The 26,907-nt window shown below is 58.6% G+C and carries 23 protein-coding genes; 12 read left to right on the forward strand and 11 right to left on the reverse strand.

The window, feature by feature from the left end:
* Positions 1 to 95 precede the first annotated feature (95 nt).
* Both U5768_RS23665 and U5768_RS23670 read left to right on the forward strand, forming a co-directional pair.
* A complete protein-coding gene (locus U5768_RS23665; protein ID WP_322032819.1) occupies positions 96 to 851 on the forward strand; it encodes a helix-turn-helix domain-containing protein in 756 nt (251 codons plus the stop codon).
* Positions 852 to 985: 134 nt separating this feature from the next.
* A complete protein-coding gene (locus U5768_RS23670; protein WP_322032820.1) occupies positions 986 to 2,263 on the forward strand; it encodes an SUMF1/EgtB/PvdO family nonheme iron enzyme in 1,278 nt (425 codons plus the stop codon).
* Positions 2,264 to 2,410: 147 nt separating this feature from the next.
* Here U5768_RS23670 and U5768_RS23675 read toward each other — a convergent pair whose 3' ends face one another.
* The 5 genes from U5768_RS23675 to U5768_RS23695 all read right to left on the reverse strand — a co-directional run bounded on the left by U5768_RS23675 (position 2,411) and on the right by U5768_RS23695 (position 9,560).
* A complete protein-coding gene (locus U5768_RS23675) occupies positions 2,411 to 3,694 on the reverse strand; it encodes a TniQ family protein (RefSeq protein WP_322032821.1) in 1,284 nt (427 codons plus the stop codon).
* Positions 3,691 to 5,073, reverse strand: coding sequence for a TniQ family protein (locus U5768_RS23680; protein WP_322032822.1), 1,383 nt, complete (start codon positions 5,071 to 5,073; stop codon positions 3,691 to 3,693). Before U5768_RS23680 ends, U5768_RS23675 begins: the two co-directional genes overlap by 4 nt.
* A complete protein-coding gene (locus U5768_RS23685; RefSeq protein WP_322032823.1) occupies positions 5,070 to 6,176 on the reverse strand; it encodes an ATP-binding protein in 1,107 nt (368 codons plus the stop codon). The genes U5768_RS23680 and U5768_RS23685 overlap by 4 nt, the downstream gene beginning before the upstream one ends.
* Entirely contained in the window at positions 6,154 to 8,910 is a 2,757-nt protein-coding gene (locus U5768_RS23690; protein ID WP_322032824.1) for a transposase family protein, read from the reverse strand. Before U5768_RS23690 ends, U5768_RS23685 begins: the two co-directional genes overlap by 23 nt.
* A gap of 422 nt (positions 8,911 to 9,332) precedes the next feature.
* On the reverse strand, positions 9,333 to 9,560 hold the full coding sequence (locus U5768_RS23695) for a hypothetical protein (protein ID WP_322032825.1): 228 nt from the start codon (positions 9,558 to 9,560) through the stop codon (positions 9,333 to 9,335).
* A 90-nt stretch (positions 9,561 to 9,650) separates the two neighbouring features.
* Between U5768_RS23695 and U5768_RS23700 the strand changes: the two genes are divergently transcribed.
* From U5768_RS23700 to U5768_RS23730, 7 genes are all read left to right on the forward strand, one after another.
* Complete coding sequence (locus U5768_RS23700) at positions 9,651 to 10,760, forward strand: hypothetical protein (RefSeq protein WP_322032826.1); 1,110 nt, start codon at positions 9,651 to 9,653, stop codon at positions 10,758 to 10,760.
* Positions 10,761 to 11,517: 757 nt separating this feature from the next.
* Positions 11,518 to 13,302: a serine hydrolase gene (locus U5768_RS23705; protein WP_322032827.1), complete on the forward strand. Its 1,785-nt coding sequence runs from the start codon at positions 11,518 to 11,520 to the stop codon at positions 13,300 to 13,302.
* Between the two features lie 102 nt (positions 13,303 to 13,404).
* Positions 13,405 to 13,680: a hypothetical protein gene (locus U5768_RS23710; RefSeq protein ID WP_322032828.1), complete on the forward strand. Its 276-nt coding sequence runs from the start codon at positions 13,405 to 13,407 to the stop codon at positions 13,678 to 13,680.
* Positions 13,681 to 14,596: 916 nt separating this feature from the next.
* Entirely contained in the window at positions 14,597 to 14,995 is a 399-nt protein-coding gene (tnpA, locus tag U5768_RS23715) for an IS66-like element accessory protein TnpA (protein ID WP_322032829.1), read from the forward strand.
* Positions 14,992 to 15,339 carry an IS66 family insertion sequence element accessory protein TnpB gene (gene tnpB, locus U5768_RS23720; RefSeq protein ID WP_322032830.1) on the forward strand — a complete coding sequence of 116 codons (348 nt, stop codon included), beginning with the start codon at positions 14,992 to 14,994 and terminating at the stop codon, positions 15,337 to 15,339. The genes tnpA and tnpB overlap by 4 nt, the downstream gene beginning before the upstream one ends.
* 51 nt (positions 15,340 to 15,390) lie before the next feature.
* A complete protein-coding gene (tnpC, locus tag U5768_RS23725) occupies positions 15,391 to 16,980 on the forward strand; it encodes an IS66 family transposase (protein ID WP_322032831.1) in 1,590 nt (529 codons plus the stop codon).
* Between the two features lie 116 nt (positions 16,981 to 17,096).
* Complete coding sequence (locus tag U5768_RS23730) at positions 17,097 to 17,972, forward strand: hypothetical protein (RefSeq protein ID WP_322032832.1); 876 nt, start codon at positions 17,097 to 17,099, stop codon at positions 17,970 to 17,972.
* A 141-nt stretch (positions 17,973 to 18,113) separates the two neighbouring features.
* On the opposite strand, the gene U5768_RS23735 is transcribed toward U5768_RS23730, so the two are convergent.
* From U5768_RS23735 to U5768_RS23755, 5 genes are all read right to left on the reverse strand, one after another.
* Entirely contained in the window at positions 18,114 to 18,530 is a 417-nt protein-coding gene (locus U5768_RS23735; RefSeq protein WP_322032833.1) for a helix-turn-helix domain-containing protein, read from the reverse strand.
* 113 nt (positions 18,531 to 18,643) lie between these two features.
* Positions 18,644 to 19,003, reverse strand: a complete 360-nt coding sequence (locus U5768_RS23740) for a response regulator (protein ID WP_322032834.1) — start codon at positions 19,001 to 19,003, stop codon at positions 18,644 to 18,646.
* Between the two features lie 183 nt (positions 19,004 to 19,186).
* Positions 19,187 to 19,441, reverse strand: a complete 255-nt coding sequence (locus U5768_RS23745) for a hypothetical protein (protein WP_322032835.1) — start codon at positions 19,439 to 19,441, stop codon at positions 19,187 to 19,189.
* The gene (locus U5768_RS23750) at positions 19,442 to 21,658 is read right to left on the reverse strand and encodes an ATP-binding protein (protein WP_322032836.1); all 2,217 of its coding nucleotides are present in this window, start codon (positions 21,656 to 21,658) and stop codon (positions 19,442 to 19,444) included.
* 530 nt (positions 21,659 to 22,188) lie between these two features.
* Entirely contained in the window at positions 22,189 to 23,070 is an 882-nt protein-coding gene (locus U5768_RS23755) for an NAD(P)H-binding protein (protein ID WP_322032837.1), read from the reverse strand.
* A 105-nt stretch (positions 23,071 to 23,175) separates the two neighbouring features.
* Between U5768_RS23755 and U5768_RS23760 the strand changes: the two genes are divergently transcribed.
* Complete coding sequence (locus tag U5768_RS23760) at positions 23,176 to 24,096, forward strand: AraC family transcriptional regulator (RefSeq protein ID WP_322032838.1); 921 nt, start codon at positions 23,176 to 23,178, stop codon at positions 24,094 to 24,096.
* Positions 24,097 to 24,270: 174 nt separating this feature from the next.
* On the opposite strand, the gene U5768_RS23765 is transcribed toward U5768_RS23760, so the two are convergent.
* Positions 24,271 to 24,666, reverse strand: coding sequence for a response regulator transcription factor (locus tag U5768_RS23765; protein WP_322032839.1), 396 nt, complete (start codon positions 24,664 to 24,666; stop codon positions 24,271 to 24,273).
* Positions 24,667 to 24,832: 166 nt separating this feature from the next.
* On the opposite strand from U5768_RS23765, the gene U5768_RS23770 reads away from it, so the two are divergent.
* Positions 24,833 to 25,471, forward strand: a complete 639-nt coding sequence (locus U5768_RS23770) for a TetR/AcrR family transcriptional regulator (RefSeq protein ID WP_322032840.1) — start codon at positions 24,833 to 24,835, stop codon at positions 25,469 to 25,471.
* A 49-nt stretch (positions 25,472 to 25,520) separates the two neighbouring features.
* Positions 25,521 to 26,849 (forward strand): hypothetical protein, encoded by a 1,329-nt coding sequence (locus U5768_RS23775; protein ID WP_322032841.1) that lies wholly within the window; start codon positions 25,521 to 25,523, stop codon positions 26,847 to 26,849.
* The last annotated feature ends 58 nt before the right edge of the window (positions 26,850 to 26,907 follow it).

Consider the following 26,907-nt stretch of genomic DNA (forward strand, 5'->3'; position numbering starts at 1 on the left):
AACACTAATCATCTCAAAAGCGCGTCACTTTGCCACCAATTTGAGATTTGACCCCGGTAGACAATGCCTGGACAGAGATCAAAGGAGCATTGTCGATGCTGAACCCTAACGTCGTTTCTCATACCACCGTGCGTCGCAGCAATCGCACGCCCGTGACGGCGCCGCGCACGTCCACGCGCTGTTCGGTGTGCGCCATGCGGCACCTGTGCATGCCCCAGGGCCTCACGCTCGACGACCTGCCGAAACTCGAAGCATTGATCTGCTCCGCGCGCAGCGTGCGTCGCGGCGAAGCCGTGTACCGCGCCGGCGACCCGTTCGACAATCTCTATGTCGCGCGCTCGGGCTCGCTCAAGACGGTCATGGCGCACCGCGACGGCCGCGAGCAGGTCACCGGGCTGCGCCTGGCGGGCGACCCGCTTGGTCTCGACGGCATCAGCACCAGCTTTCACACGTGCAGCGCCGTGGCGCTCGAAGACAGCTCGGTCTGCATCATTCCCTATTCGGCGCTCAAGCATTTGTGCCGCGAAGCGGGCGCCATGCAAGACCGGCTGCACCGCCTGATGAGCGAGCAGCTCATCCGCGAATCGTCGCAAATGATGGTGCTCGGCTCGCTCTCCGCGGACGAACGCGTGGCCGCCTTTTTGCTTGACGTTTCCGAACGCAACGGCCAGCGCGGCTATTCGCATGCGGAGTTCAACCTGCGCATGACGCGCGAGGACATGGGCAGCTATCTCGGCATGACGCTCGAAACGGTGAGCCGCACCCTGTCGAGATTTCAAAAGCGCGGCCTGATCGACGCGCAGGGCAAGCTGATCCGTATCATCGACCTCGAAGGTCTGCGGCACCTGTAATTCGCGGCAAAGCCCGGGCGGGCGGCCTAAGCTGGTTGCCCGCCCTGCGCCTCAACGGCGCAGCCACCCGGTTGGCACAACTCCTGCGCAGGGTTAGAGTCTCGTTCTACGCCCTCGCAAGGAGAATCGCCGAAATGCATCTCCCGCATCCCCCCACGCTCGCCGCGCGCCTTGAAGCGGCGCGCACCGCGAGCGACGCGCTCTTCGACGTCGTCAAGCCCGAGTTTCTGTACGAACGGCCCATTCGCGAGCGCCACCGCATCGTGTTCTATATCGGTCATCTGGAAGCATTCGACCGGAACCTCTTCGACAAGCGCCTGTTCGACGTGCCCTCCGCCGACGCGCGCCTGGATCAGTTGTTCGCTTTCGGCATCGATCCCGTCGATGGCGGCCTGCCGACCGATACGGCCGCCGACTGGCCCGGCCTGAGCGAAGTCCTCGCGTACGGACGCGACGCCCGCAGCCGCATCGACGCGCAGCTCTCGAAGCTCGACCTGCCGCCCGACGCGTCGAACCACGACACGCCCGGGCAGTTGTTGAACGTCGCGATCGAACATCGGCTCATGCATGTCGAAACGCTCGCTTACATGCTCCACCAGTTGCCGTTCGAGCAGAAGCAAGCGCCCACCGCAGCGCTCGCGCGCGCCCACCCGCGTCATACGGTCGAGGGCGGCATGGTGCACGTGCCCGAGGGCCGCACGGAACTCGGCATGACCGCCGAGCGTGGATTGTTTGGCTGGGACAACGAGTTCGGCGAGCAGCAGGTCGATGTACCCGCATTCGAGATCGATCGCTATATGGTGACGAACGGCGCGTTTCTCGAATTCATCGAAGATGGCGGCTACCGCAGGCGCGAACTCTGGAACGATGCGGACTGGGCCTGGAAAGAAGCCGCGCAGGTAGAACACCCTGTGTTCTGGTCGCGCGGCCCCGAAGGCTGGCAATTACGCACGATGTTCGAGGACATCTCCTTGCCGCTTGCGTGGCCCGTGTACGTGAGCCATGCCGAAGCCAGCGCGTTTGCGCGCTGGCGCGGCAAGGCCCTGCCAAGCGAGGCGCAGTGGCAGCGCGCCGCGCACGGCGCGCTGCCGGGCCGCACCGACAACTTCGACTTCCGCGACTGGAACCCGGTGGCCGTCGACGCCACGCCGGACAGCGCCAGCACCTGGGGCGTGGAAGGCCTGTACGGCAACGGCTGGGAATGGACTTCCACGCTCTTCGGCCCGCTGCCGGGGTTCAAGGCATTTCCGTTCTACGAAGGCTATTCGGCGAACTTCTTCGATGGTCAGCACTACGCAATGAAAGGCGGCTCGCCGCGCACCGCGCAATGCATGTTGCGGCCGACGTTCCGCAACTGGTTTCAGCCACGTTATCAGTATGTTTATGCGGGATTTCGCTGCGTGCGAGATTGACAGGTTAAGCAATAACCAGCGGTTTCCCGTAACAAATAAAGCGGAAGCTGGAAGCAAATTCCAGCTTCCGCTTTAACGAAAATTTCTTCAAAAAATGCTTTAGATTTTCAGGAAAAGCTTTATTTCATCCTCTTGTTGATGATCCTCTCACATCTGCCAGCAAGATCTTCGCACAAAATGGAACAAGCGGATTTCGGCGTCTGATCGCGGCACAACCTTAACACACCGAAAGACGCTTACAGTGGTAAATTGGCACCCCGCTTCGTCTAGCTGGCGTTTGGCAGCGCGCAACTTCCGCGCGAAGCTCAGAAGGCTTCTCCAGCGATCACGCGCCACCCGCTCCAGACGACGGGCTTGTATTTGCTGAACTACATCAGGAAGCTTCCGGTAAAAGACGCTGGTTTGTACGCCAACGCGGTCAGCAAGTTGCCCTATCCGGATGTCGGGCTCTCGATCCATTATGCGGCGGATTGCTCGTCGCAAATCTTTTTCATCCCGCAGCTGTTTCTGAGATCTGAAATACCTCGTGAACACGATCGCATTTTGACTCCCAAGTTTCGTGCGCTTACCTCGCAGAAGATCTACCAGTCTTATATCAACCGCAGAGCACAGCGAGAGAAGCAGTCTTAAGCTCACGGCCGCATTGCCTGTCGCAGCTAGGGAAAGGGTCGTGAATGCCAGCCCAAGTGATTTCGCTGCCTGGTTGATATTTGGCCATCGACTTTGAATAATTCGATTGATTCCAGTGCGCAAATGTTCTACGCTGAACTCTTTCCCTTCAGAAACAGCCGCAATCAATTCTCCTACTTGGCGAGCCACCCACATCTGTTGGGCCGAAGCCTTCTTCCCTTCAGCGCGGATACAACCGAAGGCGTTCTTGCGGCAACTCCGACAGACGCCCGGTAGGTAAGAACGATCACCTTGATAAACCCATTCCTTGCGGTCAGCGCCGCATTTTGAAACTGAAAGAGCAACCCCATGTTCGGGGCAAGCCTCTACTACGCCGATCGTCCAAAGAAGGCGATTCCAGCCACCAGGGTACGGCGCCTGCTGCACGCATATCGGACAATGCCGCTGGATCCGGAAATTCTTCGACTTGTGCAAGTGTACAAGGTCTCTAATCCTATCAAGCGAACATAGTTGGAGTGACGAATTTCCGGTCAATCGAATGACGGTTTCGATGAACGCGTCCGGCACCCGGAGGGAAAGATTAACAACCGGGTTCCTCCAAGATAACCAATCTGCGTCCGGCGTCTGCGTACGCACAAATTCACATAAGGAATTTAGCGATACATTGTGCGCTGCCGCCAATCTAGCCATGAAACTGAGAATGCTTTCGCAATCCTGTGTGCCGACGCCCTTCGGAGTCAAAGAATATAACGACGTTGTCGCGTACGCCATATTCAATAGTTCATTATTGTTTTTTGTCATCTCGATTGCTCTTCTTCATGTTGTTCGATGGCTCCGCCTGCAATGCCAGCTCCGTGAAATTCTATCCACGCCCTCTCAAATCGCGACTGACTCGTCACCATAACTCTTGCACGTAGCCAGACGTTTCGCTTCGTGAGTCTCAGCCCCTCTGTCTGCAGTTCTGTCGCCAGTCTTGCGATCAACTCGTCAGCTTCCAACTGCCGTCGTTCCGTCTGGATACGTTTGGCGTCGCGATAACGGCGCACGACTTCCCGAGACTCAACTGGAAAACACTGGGAGAGGTACTTGGTACTCAACCCGAGGGAATCTGCAACACGAGTCAAAGACGGACATGTGACGTCACGAGCGGCTCTGCGCATTGCCTCACTCCGCTTTGAAGGCGAGGCAGCATGTGCCCCTCCGCGAACGGGAGAATATTTGTAGTCAACGCGACGCTCACTCTGCACAATTTCGCCTCGCAGCGCCTCGAGCAGACCTACCCCTGCAGCTGCGCACAAGGCGACGAGAGGAGAAAGGCGCACGAGCTTTCTGCCATTGATCCAGTCAAAAAGCCGAGCCTTACTGATTCCGCAAACAGGCGCTGCCCGATAGGGACGACCATCCCCGATCAGGGATGCGAGCTGAAGGACGCTCTTGACCACGTCATTTGCCATAAAACGCTCGCCCGCAGTCACATGGGCCACGACGAGCCCTAATTCCTGGGCAACCCAAACGTCGGGCTCATTGACAGGCACATCCGGCGCCACAGTGCAACCATAGCCGATGCTTCCGCACGTCGAACAGGCACCGGGCACGTGCGGGCGGCCCCACAGCGACAATCGACGAGATTGTGGTGCTCCACACACCGAAGGCACCAAAGCCACCTTGTGATCGGGACAGACTCGAACCAGTTTCAGATCCCAAAGCAGCGGACGATAAGTTCGCTGCACATCAACATCCTTGCTGTGACACAGCGGGCAGTGATGTGGAATCTCTGATGACGAGCCACGTAGGTCGAGGACGTCACCGAGCGTAGACAACGACAGTTGATCCAGTTCCACCCTGCCCGTCGCGGCCCTCAACGCGGAGAGCAGTTGTGGCGTTCTTTGGTGTGTAAATATGTTTATTGCGGCGCTCTTTTTCCACGTCGAGAAGTGGCGCCAGATAGAGAAATCATCGCCGAAAAATCTCGCAAGGACCTGGTTTACAAGCAAGTCGACCGGGACGTGATGCGCATACGCCAGTCGACAAAGGTAGCTTACCGCGGACTCACATTGTGCCGTCCCGATAGCCTCGGGCTCCAGCGAGTACAACGCGGTTTCCGAAGAGCCGCCCTGAATCGTGTGGCCTTCTTGCGTGGATTCCTCAGAAGCTGAACTTGGATAAGAACGTGTCTTCATGCCGCACGCCGGATCGAATGAATAGCTCCGGCGAACGACGGAGCCGTATCATCGAAGAAACCTTCGTCTCGCATATTCTTTTCCCCGTTCTCCACCTCTTTTCGTATTTTTTTCAGCACGTATGGTTTCTTCATGGCGCGACGAACAAAATCATTGTTCCATTTCCCACCATTCTCGATCTGCAGTACAAGGCATTGCGTCATAAATTCCTTAAGCAAACCGACGATTCCAAGGGTCATGTCCATAAGATCTGACGCCAGCGCCGAGAACTGCGGGACATCTTCGAGCGGCCACTTATCCTGCAATTTTCCGATGATAGTCCTATATTCCCCGACGTCCATTTCGTTCGCTTCTTTGTCGGGTTTTCCCTTTTCATCAAAGTTGCTACCGTACCGCCCGAGATAGAATATCTCTTCGCGGCGGGCTACCTGGCCATAGGTCGTCGCAAGATCGAATAGATCATAGGACCCGATCAGTAGTATCTGACATGATGTTTCATCGGCCAAACTCTTGAAAGTATCCATCAACGCAGGGTGATTACCGAACCGCAACATATGCAGAACCTCATCGAGCGCCAGAATCATCGTCTTGCGATGAATCAACATACTCGTTACCGCATCTCGCAAAGCCGACAGGCTACCCATTGAGTTGCTCCTCACTCTTACCTTATCGGTTGTCACTTCGGTCACACGCTTGTTGTTCACTAGCGGTTCACCTCCGGCGAGCAGTATCTTTCTGTACATCTCGCTCCATGGAATTTTGTTGCTGCCGTGCGCTGGCGTCGGCACGGTGATAAACGGGATCTGGCCAATCTCAGTACCTTTGAGACGATTAGCGAGGACATTCTCGATGAACGACGACTTCCCTGCTCCAGGTGGACCGATCAGGGTTAAAATTGTTGTATCGGTGTTGCCGCTGATATAACGGGTTATCTCCTTCTCCAGTCTCAGGAGTTTCTTGTGCTTCACCTGGAGCGAGTAGAAGTACCGTCTTTTCTCTTCGGGAGAAAGTGTCACGGCCTGATCCCGCGACAAGCGTCCGTAGTAGAGGCGTTCTTCGATTGATAGTCGACGAACGTGATTAGAGCATTGCGGTTTCGTCATCGATATCTCCGATGTACTGTGGGACGTCAAGCGTTTCGCAGGCGACCTTCGGCGCTACCCGATTCGCGGCGCCGGATTCGATAGCCATGTTTTCCTGAGATTCTGTAGATGAATGATCCGTCGATGGCCGGCGTTGGTCGTAAGGGGCATCCAACAATGGCATTGCTTCATATTTCGCCACTGAAAGACCAAGCGACCGATAGTAGTCGCTCATGACCCGTTGCTTTGCCGCGATCGTCTCGTCGAAGTTGAGCGGTTCACGCGATTCAACAAGACGGGCGGTACGCTCAGGCTTGCGGCGCTCTCTTGCGGCCTGCAGCCGGGCAAATCGCTCCTTCTCCCGGATGGCCTGATTGAGTTCATATCGTGTACGCCCCCTAAGCGGCTCCACGTCCCGGGCCGTCGCGACCTCCCAACGAGAGCCGGTATATACATAGATGATTTGCGCCAACCACGGCTCGATCCTGACTTCAAGTTTTCTCTTGCCGAGCGTCGAGAAGCTGCTGTGCCAGTAGTACCGACCACTTTCCCAGATCCCTCGATGCGGATATACACGATGTTGCGACTGTGGGGGGGCTGGGCATGTCAGAAGCAGCAGGTTTTCATCGAACTCGATCGACATGTGCTTCCTCAACCCCGTCTGCTGAATTCTCGCCTCTTCAAATTCTCGTGGCGATATGCCAAGTCGAGGGTGCACGTCCAAGGGGCGCACTTGAAACAAATAATGATCAAGCGCTCGGCACAGGGCCGGAAAGGTCCACTTTCTGAACTGATTCGGCGAAACGGACTTGGTCGTCATGCGGGCGTCCTTCAGTTGCAGCGAGCTTCCTTCAAGTCCCGTGAAGAACTCCTGCTCTGTAACACCGAACATTCGTTCGACTAGCGCGCCGCCGCGCGGTCGACCAGGTCCGCGGTAACGTATTTCAATGCCAAATATCTTGCAAAACAGCTGGAAAGCGTGAGAACGAAACTCCTTCCCGCCGTCGACGACGACAACACGTGGTAGGCGGTGCCATCGCCGAACATAGTCGCGTAACACCATGAGGGCGGACCATGCCGATGGTGGGTCATAGCTGACATAGGAAGCCCGGGGGATAGGAACGTGTGCATCCACTGCCGCCGATAACCACACCTTTCCCCAATCTTCACCGTGCGTACCTGCCGTCATTAAATTGGGCTGCGTATGATCAATATAGACAACTTCATGCGGAAACAGTCCATGGATGGGTTCCCTTATATCGAGTATCAAGGGAATGTCGGAATCACGATACGCGACACGCTTTCCGTGGCGGTCGCGAATAGAGCGATGTTCCTTGACACGAACGAGAAATGTGACGTACGACATCGGACACAATCCCCGCTCTGCACAGGCTAAGCTATACTTATTAAATATCTGCTGGGCGCTAGATGCATTTGGCGCGTTATATTCCTTCTCGATAAATTCTTTCGCCAAAGCTTCCACGGCAGGAGGAAGACGGGGAATGCGCGACCCCTTATCCGCATCTCGTGGTGCAAGCGCAAGGATTGCATCGGTTATGGAGGCTGACTTTTGGATTGCCTGTTTGGCTCGCCAAAGCGTCGATTTGGAAAGCTTCGCCGTTCCATCCCTGATAGCTGAGTACTTGGCGGCGGCTTTCTTTAGAGCGTCCGAAGTCAGATTGCCCAATGAGCGCCGTTTTTCGGCATCGAGAATGTCGCGCCGCTCATTCTGGTCTGCCTGCGCCAGAACAAGCTGCAGAGCCTCGTGTCGCGGCTTTACCATCTGACGCCCTTCCTTCGTCCGGAACAGGACCTCCGGCTGATCATCCAGACGTTCGTGAATGATTTCCCACTGCTGATCGTTAAAGTGCACAATCATCCCCAGCTTCAGATTTCCGATCCCAGGCAGGGGCAACGACTCCTGAGGCAGGAGGCTCTCGGACATGCACGTATATGCCTTGCTCATTCCCTCATCACGGAAGAGCATCAGATGTTCGAAATCCCGGACCGGAATACAGGACAGGTCGACATAAACTATCCCGGTAGCGATCGCGGAGAGAAGTACGTCGGCACTAAGGCCTTCCTTGTCAAGCACATCGACATACCGTACAGGTTCGCGGTCCACCATTTCACGGAGACGCTCTTCAGTATCGGACGACAGCAACGGATTCCGTGTGTCGTGAAAATCATCCAGTATCCGCATGTTTTCAATAAAGACGCGGGGAATGTCTCGACTGGTACGCAGCCGGTAAGCTATTCCCAGCTCTGCGCACTTTTCCTCAAGCACACGATCGTGCCAGCGGCCGCCTCCGTCAAGGTGATAGCGAGTCATCTTGACGAAGCGCTCTGCATCCCGCTTTTCCGCTTCAACGAGATCGCGTTCCTCCCGCCAGTCTTCAAGCTCAGCCTCGTCACCGAGTACCAGCAACTGGACCGTGTGTGACTGCCGGTTGCGAACCCGACCGTTCTCGTCGCAACTAGCGAGATCGAACGTATGCACGTTCGTGTGGTACTCGAGCACTGACTGATTAAACTCATGCCACTTCACAGCGCTCGCATGCAAGGAGCGGCTCCGCGTCTTTATCTGTCGCCCCTGCATTTTCTTGGATGTCACGTACACAATTGAGTTATCGCGCTGGCGCCCATCAACGGACATGTCGGCGGGGCGTCCGCGAATGTCTTCGATGAAAGTCAATGCTTGCCCGGACAAGCCGCGTTTTGCGGCGTATTTTTCAAATTCGTTGATTGAAAGCATGTCTCTTCCTTACACGGAATCGGCTGACTTCGGCCGAGCATCACCGGAGCCCGCTGCTGACATCAGCATGGTCGAACGGAAGCGCCAAACGTATAGGTCTGTCACCGACGTTTAATCGGCTGGTCTACATGTCCGAATGCGGCTACTCCGTCCTCGCTGCGCTCGCATGCGAGAAGGCAATGTATCGGGACGTGCACGAACCTCGACCCCGCGGAGCGAGGTCGCCATTCGGTTGACACGGGGGAATAGGCTGAGTAGGATGAACCCGTCGACACATCAGTTCAGTTCGATGCGGTTCAATAAAGGCCTGCCGGGTTGCCGCCCGGGAGGCCTTTTCCTTTTTGCAGCCTGTCTCCTTCAGGGCTCGTTCATAAATTCCTCCTCTGACGAAAGGGCTTCCTTTCGATTTTGAAATTTTCTCATCAGGTATTCGTCAGCTTCTGGTTGCCGAAGCCTGCCGTTTGCCCGAAGGCAAAGACCGGCTGTTGCGCTAGGCGCTCGAGCATGCGCTTCCGCCCTGCCAGCGTGCGGCTCCGAACGTTGGATCCTTGCTGAAGAAGCTGGGTAAAGCGTAAATTGAGCCCATTTTTCTGGGTAAACAAACTGGTGTATTCGGGAGCATGAAGCGAGACGCTGGTACGTTTGGACACGATTCCCTAGGCGATGGGCGCTGGCTCGGACTACTTTGGCCACCTAGGGCCGACGTGCAGGAGCGATGCAAGGTGCCGCTGGCGCGTCGCATGAGCGGCCTCAGAGGCATGGCATGGGCGTGCGCCGCGTTGTTGGGAACAGGAATGACGGCGTCGAAGGCCAGTATTTTCTTTCGTCCGGCTACGTATGCGAACGGTAATCCGTGCACTGCAACGCCCAGCAGCAAAATTTTCTATCAGTATCTGCGTGGTTTACGTGCGCCGATCCCCGGCGCACGCGGCAAATATGGCTACGATCTCGTCGATGAGGTCGACCGATACCCCGGCGCCCAAGGCGCGAAAGTCTGGCTGAATCTTCCTCTGTGGGAACTCGTCGAAGCGCAATTGACACTGGATGAGATACAGCATGCCCTCGACGCGATGCCGTCCGGTGCGAACGCCGGATCGCTGGACAGATATGTTCGTGCATGGGCTGAATTCCGGCTGGCTCAGCTACGGAATGGGACTCAAGAGGAGCTCGCCGTCCTTGCGTCTCGTATCGCGGTATTGCATCGCCCGCTCTACGACGCCGAGCCGGTTTTCCGCTATATCTTCGAGCCTTACGTGGCAATGCTCACCTTACTCGAACCCTCCGTCGTGCTAAGAAGCGATTCGCCGATAAGGCCGGCTAGGGATATGGAGAATGTCGAGATCACACTCGTTTTGCCGGGGCAATCCGAGGAAGCTCGCGCGTACAGAAAACGCTTCTGGATCAAGGCCGCGCGCCTCATTCGGTCAGGAGAGCGACCTCCCGAATCCTTTCTCGCCGAGTTTGAGGATCCATGGTTTCGCTTGCTTGAAGCAGCCATGAGGGATCGCGACGGTGCGGTCGAGCGGCTGCGGCTCGGGCTTGCACCCACTTACCGGGTACTAATGTGGCCCGAACTCCTTGCACGGGTGTTTCCAGCTGCGTATGCCATGACAGTGGTGCTGCCACCCAACGTTCGCCCTCCGAAAGCGCACGGTTCCCCAGAAACGAGAATCATCCTGCTTCAGTTTGATCGCAAGACTCGCCGCGCGCACGGGCTACTGCAGCGTTTCGACTCCCCCATGTCAAGCTTGGCCGAATTTATCGAGTTCGAACGCGCTAAATGGGAGAAGCACATGGCGAAGTGCTTCAGCGGCCGCGCCGGAAATGGCAACGGAAGGTCTTTGAAATGAGGGAAGCCACGATAACGCCCCTTCTCACGGGAAACCTGCCTCGCTTTGCCCCCTCGAGGTTGCGACAGGGGCCACGTCAACCTCGACCGGGCGCCCTGCCCCGTTCGGCGTCGGGCATCCTGCGTGATAACGCCGTTGTCTGAAGCCCTCGTAGCCGAGGAGTCGACCACAGTCTGCCCATGCGCGAGCGGGGAAACCGGCTGCTGCACCGGCCGCAGTACTCCGCAACTTAACGAAGGAGCTATGCACACAAATCGGCCATAGCCGACCATCGGTGATCGGGGGCTATAGGGTAGCTGCACGCTCCATTGCCGACATTCACGAACCGGCGTCGGCGAGGTCCAGCTCCCCGCCATCGAATGGGTCTTCACGGTCCCGCTCCTGCCACTCGATCATCAACTGGAGTTATGTTGGCTTTGCCTGTACAGCGGACCTTCTGATTCGCCGAAGGAAACGTCGGGTGACTTGGCCTCGAAGGTCTATGACGCCTGCGGCTCCGACGCGGAAAACAAGCAACAAGCAACTCCCGCTCTTCTCATAGGAGCGGGTAAGCTGCCGCTGGCGTCCGGGAATGGTTTGAACGACAGCAACGGCGAGGTCGGCGAGCGCTCGCGATCGGCCAGTAGGCGACGTTCGACGTGGGTACGTGGATCGTCGACAATCGAAGAAGTCAGTTGAGTCTCGCCTCGTGCGCTGTAAATGCGCCGCGCTTAAGTGCATTCTTTCGCTATCGCCAGAAAGGAAGGGGATCAGTCGCATGACAAACACCGTTCCCGAATATATCGACACCATCGTCCGCAAAGTAATGGAAGAATGGGAGATCCCCGGCCTGGCGATTACAGTCACGCGGGACGGTGAAGAAGACTGGGTTGCGGCCTATGGCGCGCGGGATGTGGAGACCGTACTGCCCGTTACGGGAGATACTCAGTTCATCCTTTGTTCGGTCACCAAGTCCTTCACGGCATTGGGTCTGGCGATGCTGGTTGACGAGGGGCGGCTCGACTGGAACATGCCAGTGCGCGACTATCTGCCTGAGTTTCGTTTGCACGATGCGGTCGCGACGGAGCGCGTCACGATCATCGATCTCCTCTCTCACCACACCGGACTGCCACGACACGACTGGATCTGGATGCCGGCCGACATCTCGCGCGCCGAGATGCTCGCCGCGCTACGGTACCTCGAGCCAAGCAAAGACATTCGCGCGGCCTGGCAATACTGCAACCTCGGCTATGCCGCGGCCGGCATGGTCACCGAACGGATCTCTGGCCAGCCGTGGGAGGACTTCACGCGGACACGGATCATGAATCCGCTTGGAATGGTCAACGTCGGCTTTTCGGACGCGGACCTGACGAGTACCCCCGACAGCGCGCGGCCCTACATCCTGCATGATCACGAGAGACCAGGCGAATTTGTGCGTCAACGAGCGCGGCTGTGGCCGATCGCCAACACGCCAGCAGGTGGCATCAATGTTTCTGCGTCTGATATGGCGCGTTACATGCGCCTCTACCTCGCCGACGGCAAAGTCGATGGCGCAACGCTCATCTCAGAGGCACGCTTAGAGGACCTCTACAAACCGCGCGTCTACACTGGAAAGTCGCAATTCTCAGAAATTGGAGAAAGCCATTACGGGCTTGGCCTCGCGACCCATCTCTATCGCGGTGAGCGAATCATCAGCCATTCTGGAGGCTGGATCGGCTGGAGCACGCTGATGTCACTCGTGCCTGGGCGAGGCCTCGGCGTCACGGTGCTGATGAACCGAGGCGGCTCGCCGGCAGCCGATATCATCACGAACGCGATCCTCGACCACGTGGTCGGCAAGGATGCGATTCCGTGGTTTGAGCGTTTCCGCGAGGCGCGCCGTGCTTATGTGGCGCAACGGCCAGCCGACGTCGCAGCACAGCGCGCGACCCGGCGGACCGATGCGCCGAGCCGGCCCTTAGGTGAATACGTTGGCGACTACACCCATCCGGCGTACGGTCGCGTGACGATCGAGGCTGTGGCCGAGGCGTTGGCGCTTCGCTATCGCGGCATGTCGGGCGCCTTGATCCATCGTCACTACGATGCGTTCGAATTCGACGATCAGCCGGGAACCCTGTGGCCGGATGGCCTTGTCGCGACATTCCTCTACGACCGAGAGGGGCGCATCGATCGCCTCCTGGTCCCACTCGAGCCCAATGTCGCAGACATTGTGTTTTGCCGAGTTGCGTCGGGTGATTCGCTCGATGCGGCGTTCCGCCAGGCGTGTGTGGGCACTTACCGTGGAGGCGCCCACCTGCTGGTGGTGGCGATCAACGCTGACGGTGAACTCACGCTTTCGCCAACTGGCCAGCCGACCTATCGCCTCGATCCCTATCGTGAAAGCGTCTTCGCGATTCGCGAGTTGCCAGGCTACCGCGTGGCGTTTGTTCGCGACGATGGTGGAGTTGTAGCGACGATTGTCTTCCACCAGCCCAACGGAACGTTCCAGGCTCGGCGGGAGATAATCTTGCGGGACCGCGTTTCGGTCCGCGTACCACGCCGAACGAAACCGCTCGCGCGGTAGGTGCTCCGGTCCGACGCAGTGCGGCCATGACCGGTCAGTCGACGAAGCTGCATCGATCGTCGACAATATGCCCTGGTTCAACGCCCAGGCCTCCGGACGCCTATGATCCACGACTATGACCTTTCGGTTATCTTGCCGCGTCTCAGCGGCCCTCTTCGAGAGATACTCGACGCCGAGCTTTCTATCGGTAACGTGATGGTCGAGGTCAGCAGTGGTTGGCCAATGCCAAACGTGAATGTATGGTTAAAGAACCCTCTGAGCCGAAAATATGTGACCAATTATCCAGACCTCGAATACGCCTATCTCGACGACCCGAGAAACTGGCTGGAGCATTACATCGACACCCGGATCGGAGCGATGGTGGCAGCGAAGTGCTAGCGCATGAGCCGTCAGGCTCTCGCGCCACTGGCGTAGAGATGGTCGACGCAGTACGCACTACCATTCAACTGATTCTTCTTGCAGCCGCTCCACATGCATTTCGCCGCTGTATTTTCTCCACGCGACTGAGCAAGATACTCCTTACGCAGAGCCTCGTCTGAAGCGCTCCAGCCTTCCGAATCTGCGACCTTTACCGCAAGCTGAATCTGGTATTTTTCCCACTCATCGGCAGCCCATAGCTGTTCGCATACTGGGCATCGAAGAAGCGCTCTCCAGGAACCAGCATCCACGTGCTGGAAGCCGGGAAACAGGGAAGGCAAAGTGCCGTCAATCCGGCGTATCGCAGGCTGATCGTGGCAATCACATTTCATGGGTTTACCGCGGTCGCTCATCGCTGAATGAAAGGCTCAATGATGCACTATTTCGGATGACCGCTATCGCGCACAACGAACATCGCCTTTGGGCATCGCACGCTCACCGGAGATCATCCTCGCGCTCGGTCGGCGGGCTCCGGTCGGCCACCATCGGTCGTTAGGAGGGCACGGAATGCTGTCGTTGGAATGGCTGTAATAGTCTGAGAACCCGACCGACGAGCTACGCGCTCAATCCGGTTTCGGCTGACGGTGGAGAGCGGGAACCGCTTGACGGCTGCACATCCGCCGATTCAACCGGCCGAGCGACCGCAGAGGGACGGCTACCATCAACTGCATGGGGCGGGCTTACGTTGGGACTCAAGCCTGGCGTATCCAGTGTTGAAGGCCATGATCGCGGATCAGACGATTGATGTGGGAGTAGGAATAGGAAATCTGTAAGCATCTGATCTGTACCGTTCCCCGCCTTGCGTAGAAGATGCAATCATCGGCTGGGACGGACACGAATGACTGACAGTGTCCACAAACAGCGAGGAATGAACACGGTGTCTCAGACAGTCGAGTTACCTGCCAAGCGTCAGAACCGACGACATCCATTGGATTGGAAGCGATCGGTCGTCGAGCAGACCTTTGAACCCGGTGCCGCAGTCGCCCGAATCGCCCGCGAGAACAACATCAACGCCAACCAGGTGTGGGCGTGGCGCAAACTGTACGCTCAGGGTTTGCTGGTAGAAGAGGCGGAGACGCAGACCATGTTGCCTGTCGTTGTCGATGTACAGTCCGACCGGAAGACAGCTCAGGCGCCGGATGCGCCGCACACGCCTGCACCTGCCGTGGCTGCAAACGGCAGCATTCAGCTTCAGCATGGCAATACGTCACTTCGGATAGAGGGCGTGCCCGACGCGACAATATTGCGCCTGGTCCTCGAGCGGATCCTCCGATGATAGGCCTGCCCACAAACACGCGGATCTGGATCGCGGCCGGCGTCACCGACATGCGCGCTGGCTTCAACGGCCTTGCTGCGAAGGTGCAGACTGTTCTGGAACGTGACCCATTCGGGGGCCACGTTTTTATCTTCAGGGGCAGGCGCGGTGATCTTCTGAAGGCGTTGTACTGGAGCGACGGCGGCCTATGTCTCCTTGCGAAGCGTCTTGAGAAGGGACGTTTTGCATGGCCTCGTGCCGACTCCGGCGTTGTGGCGCTGACCACGGCGCAACTCGCCCTTCTGCTCGAAGGGTTTGACTGGCGCGAGCCGGTCGACGCGGCTCGCCCGCGCAGCGCTTTGTAAACGTCTGTTACCCGCTGATCCGCGTGCAGAAGATGGTCGTAAACTGCAGCAATGGACCTGATCGCCACCGACCTGCCCGACGACATTGATGCGCTGAAGGCGCTGGTGCGCGCGCATGCTGCGTCGGCCCATGCAAACGCCCAGCGGGTCGCAGAATTGCAGGATCAGCTCAGCTCTCGCGCGATCGAGATTGAACATCTGAAGCTGACGATCGCAAAGCTACGCCGCATGCAATTCGGGCGTAAGTCCGAGAAGCTGGAGCGTCAGATCGAGCAGCTTGAGTTGCGGCTTGAGGACCTGCAGACCGACGAAGGTGTGGCCGCCCAGGCTAACGCTAAGAAGGTGCAGCAACGTCGCGAGAGTCCCTGTCGCAAGTCATTGCCCGGTCACCTTGAGCAGGAAGAGCGCGTACATCTGCCCCTTGATGAACACTGCCCAGGATGCGGTGGCACGCTCAAACCACTGGGCGAAGACGTATCCGAGCAGCTCGAATACGTGCGCGCACACTTCCGTGTCATCCATCATCGTCGTCCCAAGTTCGCCTGTTCGTGCTGCGACTGCATCGTGCAGGCCGCAGCGCCGAGCCGGCCAATCGATCGTGGCCTTCCAGGGCCGGCACTGCTCGCACATATCGCGACATCGAAGTTCGCGTACCACATCCCGTTCTACCGACAGTCTGTCATGTACGCGCGCGATGGCGTCGAGATTGAACCGGGCACCATGGGCCACTGGCTAGGCGGCATGACATGGTTGCTCAACCCGCTGGTCGACGCGGTGCGCCGCCACGCGCTTGGTGGCGCCAAGGTTCACGGTGATGACACGCCGCTGCCGGTACTCGCGCCGGGCAATGGCAGGACGAAGACCGGCCGGCTCTGGGTGTATGTACGCGATGACCGGTCCAGTGGCTCCACCGAGGCTCCTGCGGTCTGGTTTGCGTATACACCGGATCGTCGCGGCGAACATCCGCAGCGGCATCTTGCTAACTTCAAGGGCGTGCTACAGGCAGACGCGTTCGCCGGCTATGCGGACCTCTATGCGGGCGGTCAGATTCGGGAGGCAGCATGTATGGCGCATGCACGTCGAAAGCTGCATGATCTGCACGCCGTCCGGCCATCACCGATCACCGACGAAGCATTGAGGCGTATCGGCGCACTCTATCGCATCGAAGAGCAGATTCGAGGCAAGCCGCCCGAAGAACGACGCCGCATCCGCCAGGCACAAGCCGTTCCGCTGCTTGATGACATGAAGCGGTGGTTCGAGGCGACGCTGCTCACACAATCCGCGAAATCGGACACCACCAAAGCGATCCAGTACTCGTTGAATCGCTGGCCTGCACTGGTCTACTACTGCAGCGATGGTCGGGCGGAGATCGACAACCTGATCGCCGAGCGGGCGTTGCGGGGCGCGGCAATTGGGAGACGGAATTTTTTATTTGCCGGCGCAGACTCAGGCGGCGAACGTGCAGCAGCGATGTACAGTTTGATTGGTTCGGCGCGCCTGAATGGAATTGATCCCGAAGCCTACCTGCATTACGTCATCGAACGTATCGCCGATCACCCGGTGAACCGGGTCGATGAACTGTTACCTTGGAATGTTGCGCCTCTGTTGCCGGCCTCCGGACACATCGATCCCATCCGCTAGCAGCCGAGCCTCACGTACGTCAACATCCATCGCGACGATACCCGATCGAGAGATTACGAAGTACCGGTGCCCTGTCTCATATATCATCGAGCATCTCCTCGGCAGCGATCGAATATATGAGCCCAAATTCCCGCAGTATTGTTGAGTTGACCGACGTTGGAGCGGATGACTTAATGTGGATCCTCGCACGCGCGACGGAGATGGCACAGCTTTGGCGCGGGCGACGCATGCCACAGAGCTTGTCGGGGAAACGGCTCGCGCTCGTAGTCAACGACACCGGATGGAGAAATACTGCTGCCTTCGATCTCGGCATTCAGGCAATGGGCGGAATCAGCGTGCAGCCGCCTTTGCGCTGGGATACCCGTGAGGATCTGCGCGATCTTGCCGCTTACCTCGGAAATTGGTTCGACGCGATCATCACCCGGGCACCTGAATTGTCAGTCTTGCGGACTCTTTCCGATGTGTTTGACGGTCCGGTTATCAATGCCCGGACGAGACAGAACCATCCCTGTGAGACCTTGGGGGATCTGGCTTTCTACTTTCACAAAAATCGAGTCATTGACGGCATCAAGGTCGCGGTAATATCGCCAAAGTCGAATATTCTGGGATCGTGGATTGAGGCGGCGGCAGTGCTGCCGATCGAGGTTGTGCAGATTTACCCCGCGAACTGGCACGATCACCGAAGTGCGGAAGCAGTCCCTCGCTTCTCCTGTAGTTCGGACATCAAGGCAGTCGAAGGTTCGAACATCGTCATCACCGATTGCTGGCCCGAGAATGGAGATCCGGCTGAACTGATTGATTACCAGATCACCAGGAAGATTCTCGACGAGTTGCCCGAAGGCGTCGAGTTTGTACCGTGCCCCCCCGTGCATCGAGGCAAGGAAGTATCGTCTGAAGCAATGGAACATTCAGCATGCCGGGTGATTGACGCAAAGGAATTTTTAATGCACGCGCAGAATGCCGCACTGGAATGGGTATTCCGCGTCGGTTGAGCTTAGCCTTTATGGCTCGGTTTGGTCGACAAACCTGACTGGCAATTCCACTGCCTGAGACACGGTGCCGATTCTTCGCGGTACTTTTTTGGATCGACGCTGTCAGTCGCTTGTTCCCGATGCCGCTGATGATTGCATGCTCTATGCGGAACGAGGCAACGGTACAGATCGAGCGCTTACGGAAATCTGGAGTTCCCGCTCGATGTAGCGCTGCACCAGAAGATTCGTCCAGCACTCTGCCACGAGGCCTACCTTGTGCGGTGACTGCCTGATTGCCTCGATCAGCCGCGCGAGCCCATCGGCGGTAAGACGCGGCCGGGGCCCCACGTCGCCCAGTTCCGTCAGCGCATCTGCACCGCCCGCCGAGAAAACGCTCTGATAACGCCGTGCTGTTGCTGGACTCAAATCCAGCGCAGTCGCTCCGCGCGCGATGTCCTGCCAGCAGCCAGCATCCGGGCTGCTCGCGCCCGGCGACCCGACTACCGTCGGCCGGCGGTGTTGCTGGTGCTCAGCGTCACTCTCCACTGAACCTGCACGGATGCTGTTGCTTTCCGTCATTGACGCCACCAGGACTGAATCGAACCCTGTCGAGGTTCAACCCTGATGGCGCAGCCACCGGTCATGCCGGGAAGATTGAGCAGGGATGACTGTTTCCGGGGCGGCGAATTCCGCTAGCGGCGCTTCGGTGCGAGCCGCTCTACCGTCATGAGCATGACGTCTGCGGATACGGGTTTCTGCCAAAACGCATCCCACAGAGCTTCGCTCAAGGCTGGTTCCTCGCCTGCACTGGCCAGGATGATCGGGATTTTAGCCAGCTTCGGATTACGTTTGAGTTGACGACAAAATTCAATACCGTCCATTCCTGGCATATGCCAATCTGTAACAATCAGGCCCGGGTGTAGAACGTTCGCGGCTGCCAGCCCCGCTTCAGCGTCTCCAGCGCTCGCGACCTCGAAGTTCTCCAGGCGCAATATGCGCTTCCATGCAACGATGATCGCGGGATCGTCATCCACAATAAGAATCGTCTGCATGAGCGAGGAGGAATCTACTTGAACAGCGAAATGCTACGACGACACGTTGTATACGGCAAAAACCCGCACAAGTTTCGGCTTCGGACATTCGACTGTGGGAATCTGAAGGTCCGTCGCAGGTCCCACTGAGCCGAAACGCATCGGGCACTACCCGGCCAGTTGCGGGCGTTCGACGGCGGCCCTTTAATTCGCCACAATCGACACATCGCATACATCTGTTGATAGGAAATGATCAACAGCGAATCGAACGACGCGCCAGGCGATGGCCTTGGTGCAACTTCCGTTTGCCACACCGCGTTTTTCTATGGATGGCGGTGTCGCGACGATGGGGACGTTACGAGCGATATTCGCGTGATAGTCATTGGCGATACCGGTGGCCGAGCGCGTCACTTCAGGAAACTCGAGCATGTCGCGCCGCACGCGCTGCGAGAGCAGCATTCAGCATTGCGCAAGCAGCAGTTCCAGCGCCGCGAAATCGATAGGTTTTAGAAGATGACGATCGAATCCTGCCGCGCGCGTACGCTCGCGGTCATGTTCCTGGCCCCATCCCGTGACAGCGATCAGCTTCATCTGAGCGCCGCCGGGCAGCGCGCGAAGCCGGGAGGCGGCTTCAAAGCCATCCATCCCCGGCATGCCGAGATCCAGTAACGCGACATCGGGTCGGAAGTTTGCGGCCTTCCGTAAGCCATCCTCTCCATTGAAAGCGGTCGCCACCGTGTGCCCCCATTGCTCCAGTAACTCCGTCAGCGAGCTTGCCGCGTCCTGATTATCGTCGACGATCAGAATTCGCCGCGCAGGTTTGCCATTGGGCTTCGCGTATGCCTGAGCAGAAGCGGTCGCTGGCTCCTCGGCGCAGATGCTCAAGGGCAAACGAACGGAAAACGTGCTTCCGGCATTGAGTCCGGGGCTCGAAGCACTCACTGCCCCCCCATGCATCTCAACGAGCTGCCGAACCAGCGATAATCCAATCCCCAGTCCACCGGCAGCGTGGTTTTGGTGCGAACGAACCTGGGAAAACATATCAAAAATAGAGGACAACGATTCTGCAGGGATCCCAATGCCGGAATCTGTAACGCTGACGACCGCGTCGTCGCCTTCGCGGCGCTGGCGAAGGTCGATCGTTCCACCGTCCCTGGTGTACTTGGCTGCGTTCGACAGAAGATTTGAAAACACTTGCGTGAGCCGATCAAAATCGCCGTTTACCGTCATTTCCTCATCGGACGGGCAGATTAGTAACAAATGCCCATGGGCGTCGATGATCGAGCGCGAGGCCTCAGCGCTTGCGGCTAGTACGGTGCGCAAATTTACGTTTTCACGCCGAAGCGTAATCTTGCCCGAGGTGATTCGGCTGACATCAAGGAGGTCATCGACCAGGTGCGCCAACATGTTGACTTGACGCTCCATCATGTCGATCGTTCTCACGATGGGTGCACCGGGCGATCCATGAAGCCGCGCGATCTGTAATCCATTTCGTAGTGGCGCCAAGGGATTCCGGAGCTCATGGGCGAGCGTGGCCAGGAACTCGTCCTTGCGCCGGTCCACGATGGACAGCGCTTCCTCGGCCGTCTTTCTCGCCGTGAGATCGATCGCGGTGCCAAACCATTCGATGACAGCACCCTGATCATCCATGACTGGAATCGCACGGGAAAGCACCCAACCCCGTGAACCATCGGCGCGCAGCACCCGATGTTCGAGTTCGAACGGACGTTCCCCCGCCACCGCCTGCTGTATAGCCGCAGTCACGCGCTCCCGTTCATCCTCGGGGATATACCGCCTAACCCAGTTTGTATCGAATGCGGTCGTATCGGCGAGCTGATTTCGTCCATCCAGCGTCCACATCCCACTCCAGTCCGGGTTCATTCGATACAAAATATCGTGGGTGGTCGTCACGAGCATCCGGTAACGCTCCTCGCTCACCTGAAGGGCTCCAGAGGTGGTCCGGAGTTCCTCAAGTGCGCGGCGCAGGGCCTTGGTTGAATTGGCCCAGTCAGAGTCATGGGGGCTCAGCAACAGGCCTGCGAGATCGGGATGACTTTGCATCAAAGCCCTCATATCGCTCTCAATTTCCAGCGCAGGATGCGTTTCAGTCCAATAGTGGGCCGTGCGGATGAAGGCGAGGAAAGCGACCAGGAGTTCGAAAGTTCGCTCCCCAACGGCGTGCAGCACCGCTGAGCGGGCACGATCCGCGCCACGCGGGGCGATAAAAAGTATTGTGAGGGCATCAAACAACGCGGCCTCAAGTTCGTTCTCCCCCTCGGGAAGGCTCACGGGAGATTTGAGGCTTTCCAGTCGCGCAAGCGACCGATTCAGCTGCGTGGAGTCGGGCAGGGGTCTGCGCAGCAGTGCAATCGCCTGCTCAACGGTCTGCGGTCCCACAGAGCCGTCGCCGGCCGGGCGTCCCTCGCCGACCAGAAAACCCACGTGACGAATGATGCAATAGCGAATCTCACAGAATCGTGACAGTTGGACAAACAGTCGTTCTTTGAAAAGCGACGGCAGTGGGCTGTTAAGGTATGCCGATTTGGCGAAGCCCCATAACTCCTCGATCAACCCTGGGGAGCTCGCCGCAGTGCAGAAGAAATTCGGCAGAACGCCAAACCGGGCGCGCACCTCGGCCCGGAAACGGTCTGTCGCGCTTGCTGCTTTATCATTCATGAGCAATCCTGGTAGGCTTGTGGCTGTAGGCGTCCCGAATCTCAAGGGTTATTATAGGTTTCTGATGACGATCTAAAGCACACGGACGCACTGACGCCCAACAGACGGGCACGCTGGTGAACTATCAGGAATCGCGTCACATTAGACCGTCAGTCGCGGCAAGGCAACGCCGCCCGTTTAGATGAACGCGGACAACGACGGCGACGCTGCTCGTAACACGGCTGAACCCGACCTTCCGCGACCTCACGCCGACGAAACTCCGCGTACAGTTCCATAGCAGATGCCTTAATGGCTGTCCATTTCGAATGGCCGCTTCGTCGCGCGACGGCCATCTCTTGTGGGTCGGCTGCGGAAGTTGAGCGGCAGCTCGGCTGGCGCCCAATCATCGGTGAGCATCGGTTTTCCGCCATCGGCCATTTCCCGACTTTAGCGGCGGCTTCGTAAATAGCCGACAATCCAGGGAATCCATCGACCCGGGCCGCGTCTATTGCCCGGCCTCACTCCGCCGCCTCGATGCGGCGGCATCGTATTCAGTTGAGCAGCATGGGTTGAAGAATCAGATTGCACCATTCGCGAAATCCCGTCGGCGTGTGTTCGGCACGTCTCGTTACCGCAGTGTTGTCCATCCCTTCGTTCTTCGCCCGGTACATGTCGACGTAGCCTTGCGCGAACGACTCGCTAGCGCCGCGCTTAAGGAACTGGGCCTTGAGCGTGTCGAAGGGAATCTGTTGATAGCGAACGTCGCGGCCGGCGGCCTCGGACATGAGCAGTGCGATCTCAGCCAATGACAGCACGTCAGGGCCAAGCACTGAAAGCTCGTCGTTGCCGGTCCATGCGCCATCGCGAAGCAGCTGCGCTGCCACCGCAGCGAGGTCACGCGTCGACGTCCACGGCACCTTTCTATCCGGATCCATCGTGCCCGTCATGACGCCCTGGTCCTTCACGACACCGGCCTGGCGCGTGAAATTCTCCATGAAGGACGGCATGGCGAGCGCGCGGAACGCAGCCGCGCTCGATGCCAACAGGTCGTCCATCTTCATCGATGCAGTCACGAGGCCCGCCCTGTCCGCCCAGGCTGTCCCGCGGCCAATGCCGGTAACACTGACGACACGCTTGCCGCCAAGTCGCCGGATCACGTCGGCGGCCGGCCGGGTGAATTCGACGTAGGCCTGCTCCGGAGTTTGCTTCATGTCGGGCGGGGCCACCCAGAACAGCGTGTCTGCGTCCGTCAGCGCCCGCTCGACGATGGCGCTGTCACCGTGCGAGCCCTGGATGACGTTCACGCGATCGAGCATGGGCCTCGGCAGCATGTCTGGATCCCGGGCAATCACGCGGACCGACCGGTTCGCGTCGAGCAGAATGCGTACGACTTCCTGGCCGATCTGGCCTGTCGGAGTGGTCACGACGATCATCGCGGGTCCTTCATCGAAAGGTGGAGAGGCGCAGTATGGGTGGTCGTTATCGGATGATCTATACTCGAGCGTCGCTATTTTCTTCGCCATCGTATGGATCGTGTTATGGATCCTCTGTCCAGCGTCCTGGCGCTGCTGTGGCCCCAAAGCTTCATCACCGCAGGCTTCGACGCCGGGGGCACGTGGTCAGTGCGCTTTGCCGGCCACGCTGGCCGGATCAAATGCTATGCGCTCATGCGAGGCGAATGCTGGCTGATGGTAGATGGCGTCGCTGACCGGATACGTTTGCACGCAGGCGATTGCTTTGTCTTGCCGGGCGGCCACGGTTTTGTGCTTGCCAGCGATCCCGATGTCACAGCGCTGTCCGCGCGCGACGTATTCGCTGGCGCGCACTACGGCGGGATCGTCGTGCATCAGGGCGGTGGCGAGGTGTTTCTCACTGGCAGCCGATTCGATGTCGATGCACGCCGGGCGGGAGCGTTACTGGACTCGCTTCCGACGCTTATCTACATCGAGGGCGCTGGCGAGCAGGCCGTGCTGCGCTGGCTGATTGAACGGATGATGGCGGAGGCTCGGGGCCAACAGGCGGGCGCGTCACTGGCAGCGAACCACCTCGCCCAGTTGATGTTGTTGCAGGCGCTGCGCATCTATCTGTCGACGCAAAAACCTGCTGGCGTGGGATGGTTCTTCGCGTTGGCCGATCCGCACCTGAGCGTGGCGCTGGGTGCGATGCACGGCGAACCGGGGCGCCGCTGGACCCTCGAAGCGCTAGCTCGCCTCGCCGGCATGTCGCGGTCCGTTTTCGCACAGCAGTTTCGTGAGAAGGTGGGGATGACGCCCATTGCCTACCTGACCCGTTGGCGCATGGTGCTTGCTGCTGAGAGGCTCACGCTCGGTCAAGCGTCAATGGCCGAGACTGCGACATCGTTGGGCTACGAATCGGAGAATGCTTTCAACACCGCATTCAAGCGCGTCATGGGCTGTTCGCCCCGGCGCTATGGCCGGTCGCAGGCGGCGTCCGCATGAATTGCCAGAGAAATCGCCGGGAAGTGCTGCGCCACGTTGGGGTACCGCCGACTGGAGACAGATATTCGAAATGGGTTGCCGACTGAACGCCGTGCTTCGGCCAGTTTCTGCCACTCGCCATCATGGAGCGTGGTCATTCAAACGGCCTCTCTGATTAGGGCAAGAGACATAAGGCTAATGCCCGACGCGGTGGTCTTCTCCGCCCGCTCGCGGGCGACCGGCCAACTTCACGCGCGATAGCTCGGTCAATGCCGTCTTTATGTGTGCCCGGCACGTTGACGCGTTCGCAACCTCGCTCAGAACGAGCGCCTTGACCGAGGGGAAGGCGCGACGCGAACCGCGGATCACCTCGAGGCCTTTGAGGATCCTCAGGTGCGGCGCGAGAACCAGCAGGTCAGGACGTTGCTCGCGCAACAATTGCATGGCTCCCACGCCATCACTTGCCTCGCCCACGACATCGTAGCCTGCGCGCTCCAGCACCAGCCGCAGAGCTTCGCGGGCGAACGACTGGTCCCCCGCAATCACGACGCGACGCGTCGCAACCCCTTGCTCGACCGTTCTCCCGTCCAATGACTACTTCAAACGCCGGGATCGGGATGTCTTTGCCGCGGGATCACTGGGCCAGTCATGAGCTGCCAATCTGGGAAAACACCTAAAGCCGGGGCGCGCCGATCTCGAGTACGATCGTACTTAGTACATTTGTACTAGCCCCCGATTCAAACGGAGTGTGTCGACCATGGAGCACGTGCCTGGCACCGCAACGAAGGACCGCCTGATTGCCACGGCCATCCCCCTGTTCGCCCGTCACGGCGTCGAGGGCGTTTCTGTCCGCATGCTCAACAAGGAAGCGGGCGTTTCGAGCCAGAACGCGGTGTATCAACACTTCGGTGACATGTGGGGGTTGATGGAGGCGGCGCTGACTTTGACGTTAAGCGAAATCCGTGAGGGGGTGGAGGGCCTGCTCGACGGGGCTGAGTCCAGTGATGCCGACCCGTTGCCGCTGTCTGAAGTCGTGCAAGCGATCGTACGACCGATCACGCGAATCGCGGTATCGAAAAGCGGCATGGAGCGACTGCAGTTTATCGCGCGCATGATTGGAGGTTCAGGGCCAAGAGGCAAAGAGGTCGTCGCCCGTGAATGGCGCAGCGTGGCGCTTCGCGTCAATGAGCTCGTGTACCGCGCTCTGCCGGAGAACGGACGGGAAGCAGCAGGCGTCAAGACCCTTTTCGCCTTCAACACCGCAATCAATGTCGTCGCAGACATGGGACTGGAAGCGTACTGGCCGCTGGAAACAAAGAGCATCAAGCGGATCGACCACTACCTGCTCGATTACATCGAAGGCGGAATTCGCTTTACGTCAAACCCGAAGACGTAGTCTGAAACACGCATAGTTCCCTAAACCAATCCACAAAAGCGGAGACCTCGTGTTGAGAACATTTCAATCAGTTTTCCTAATTTTTTCCATGACCGCATCGGCAGTGATGCTTGCCGCATGCGGCGGTTCCTACGACCCCGAGGTGCGGCTTCCAGCCAGCTTCGCGGCCGCGCATCCGCTAAGTACCTGCCTGATGCAGGGCCCGTTCGGCACGGGCCCCCACGAAATCAATGTTGCATATCCTGACGGAGGTGCGACTTACTGGTCAGCCGTATTCACGGTGCCCACGGGCGATCGTGTCTTCCTGAAAGGCCAGTACGCTTACGCACGCTACATGTCCTTCAACACCTACGCTCCGGACAACAGTCCGGCTACAGCGATTCACGACGAACAGATCGCGGCCGACGCAGGATCCACCAACCCCTATGCAGTGGGTGCCAACCGCTACGTGGAGAATCGAAACTACACCCTGGAAATCGTGCCGACGGCAGCGTCGGGTACGGCGGCACCCAATACGCTTTATGCAAATAGCAGCCATGGACAGCCGATCTCCATGGTTTTCCGCATTTATGCGCCTGATAGCGGCGCCGATGTGACTGGCGGAATCGGCCTGCCCGATCTGCAGGTCCAGCGCGCAGATGGCTCGTTGCTCACCGGCTCGCAAGCCTGCACGGAGCTGTCCGCCTCGGCAGCACCTATCCAGCCACCCGTGTTGGGTTCCGCGGTCTACGCAGCGCTGCGTGACCAGTCTGGCAAGCCTGTCGGGTTCCCGGCATTGAACCCGGCCGTATGGGCAGCTTCCTATAACACACAGTACCTACTGAACTGCACCTTCACTGGCATTTGCGGCGGCACGCCGGCGCGACAGGTAGGCTTCTTCGCGAATCTGGACAATGCCTACGTCGGCGCGCAAATCAGCAGAGCGTTCGGCCCGGTGGTCGTGATCCGGGGACGCATGCCCGTCACGCCAAAGACCTTCAAGAACGCGGCAAGGATGGCAAGTGGGCAGTTGCGCTACTGGTCTATGTGTACCAACGAGTTTTACACCCAGAAGGCAACGTCTTGCCTTTACGACGAACAGGTACCGGTGGACTCGAACGGAAACTACACGATAGTCGTTAGCCGTGTGGCAGACCGGCCGTCGAACGCAACGGCCGCGTGCGGCCGCGGTTTCCTCACCTGGTCCGATGCGGGCGACGGCGCGGGTCATCCGGACGACGGCTTGCTGCTCATGCGGAACATGTTGCCGGCCACGGATTTTGCCAACGCGATCCAGAACACGAAGACGCCTGGCGACGAGAACTCCGTCATCGGCCCCTACCTGCCGACCATCACCTATACGACGACCGCAGCCTACGAGGCTCAAGGGTGCAAATAGCAGGGAATATCCGCTGCGCCAGTGCGGCGGATACGTCGCGCATCTGACCAGGTAGACG

The sequence above is a fragment of the Paraburkholderia sp. J76 genome (assembly GCF_905220295.1).
In the GTDB taxonomy this organism is placed as follows: domain Bacteria; phylum Pseudomonadota; class Gammaproteobacteria; order Burkholderiales; family Burkholderiaceae; genus Paraburkholderia.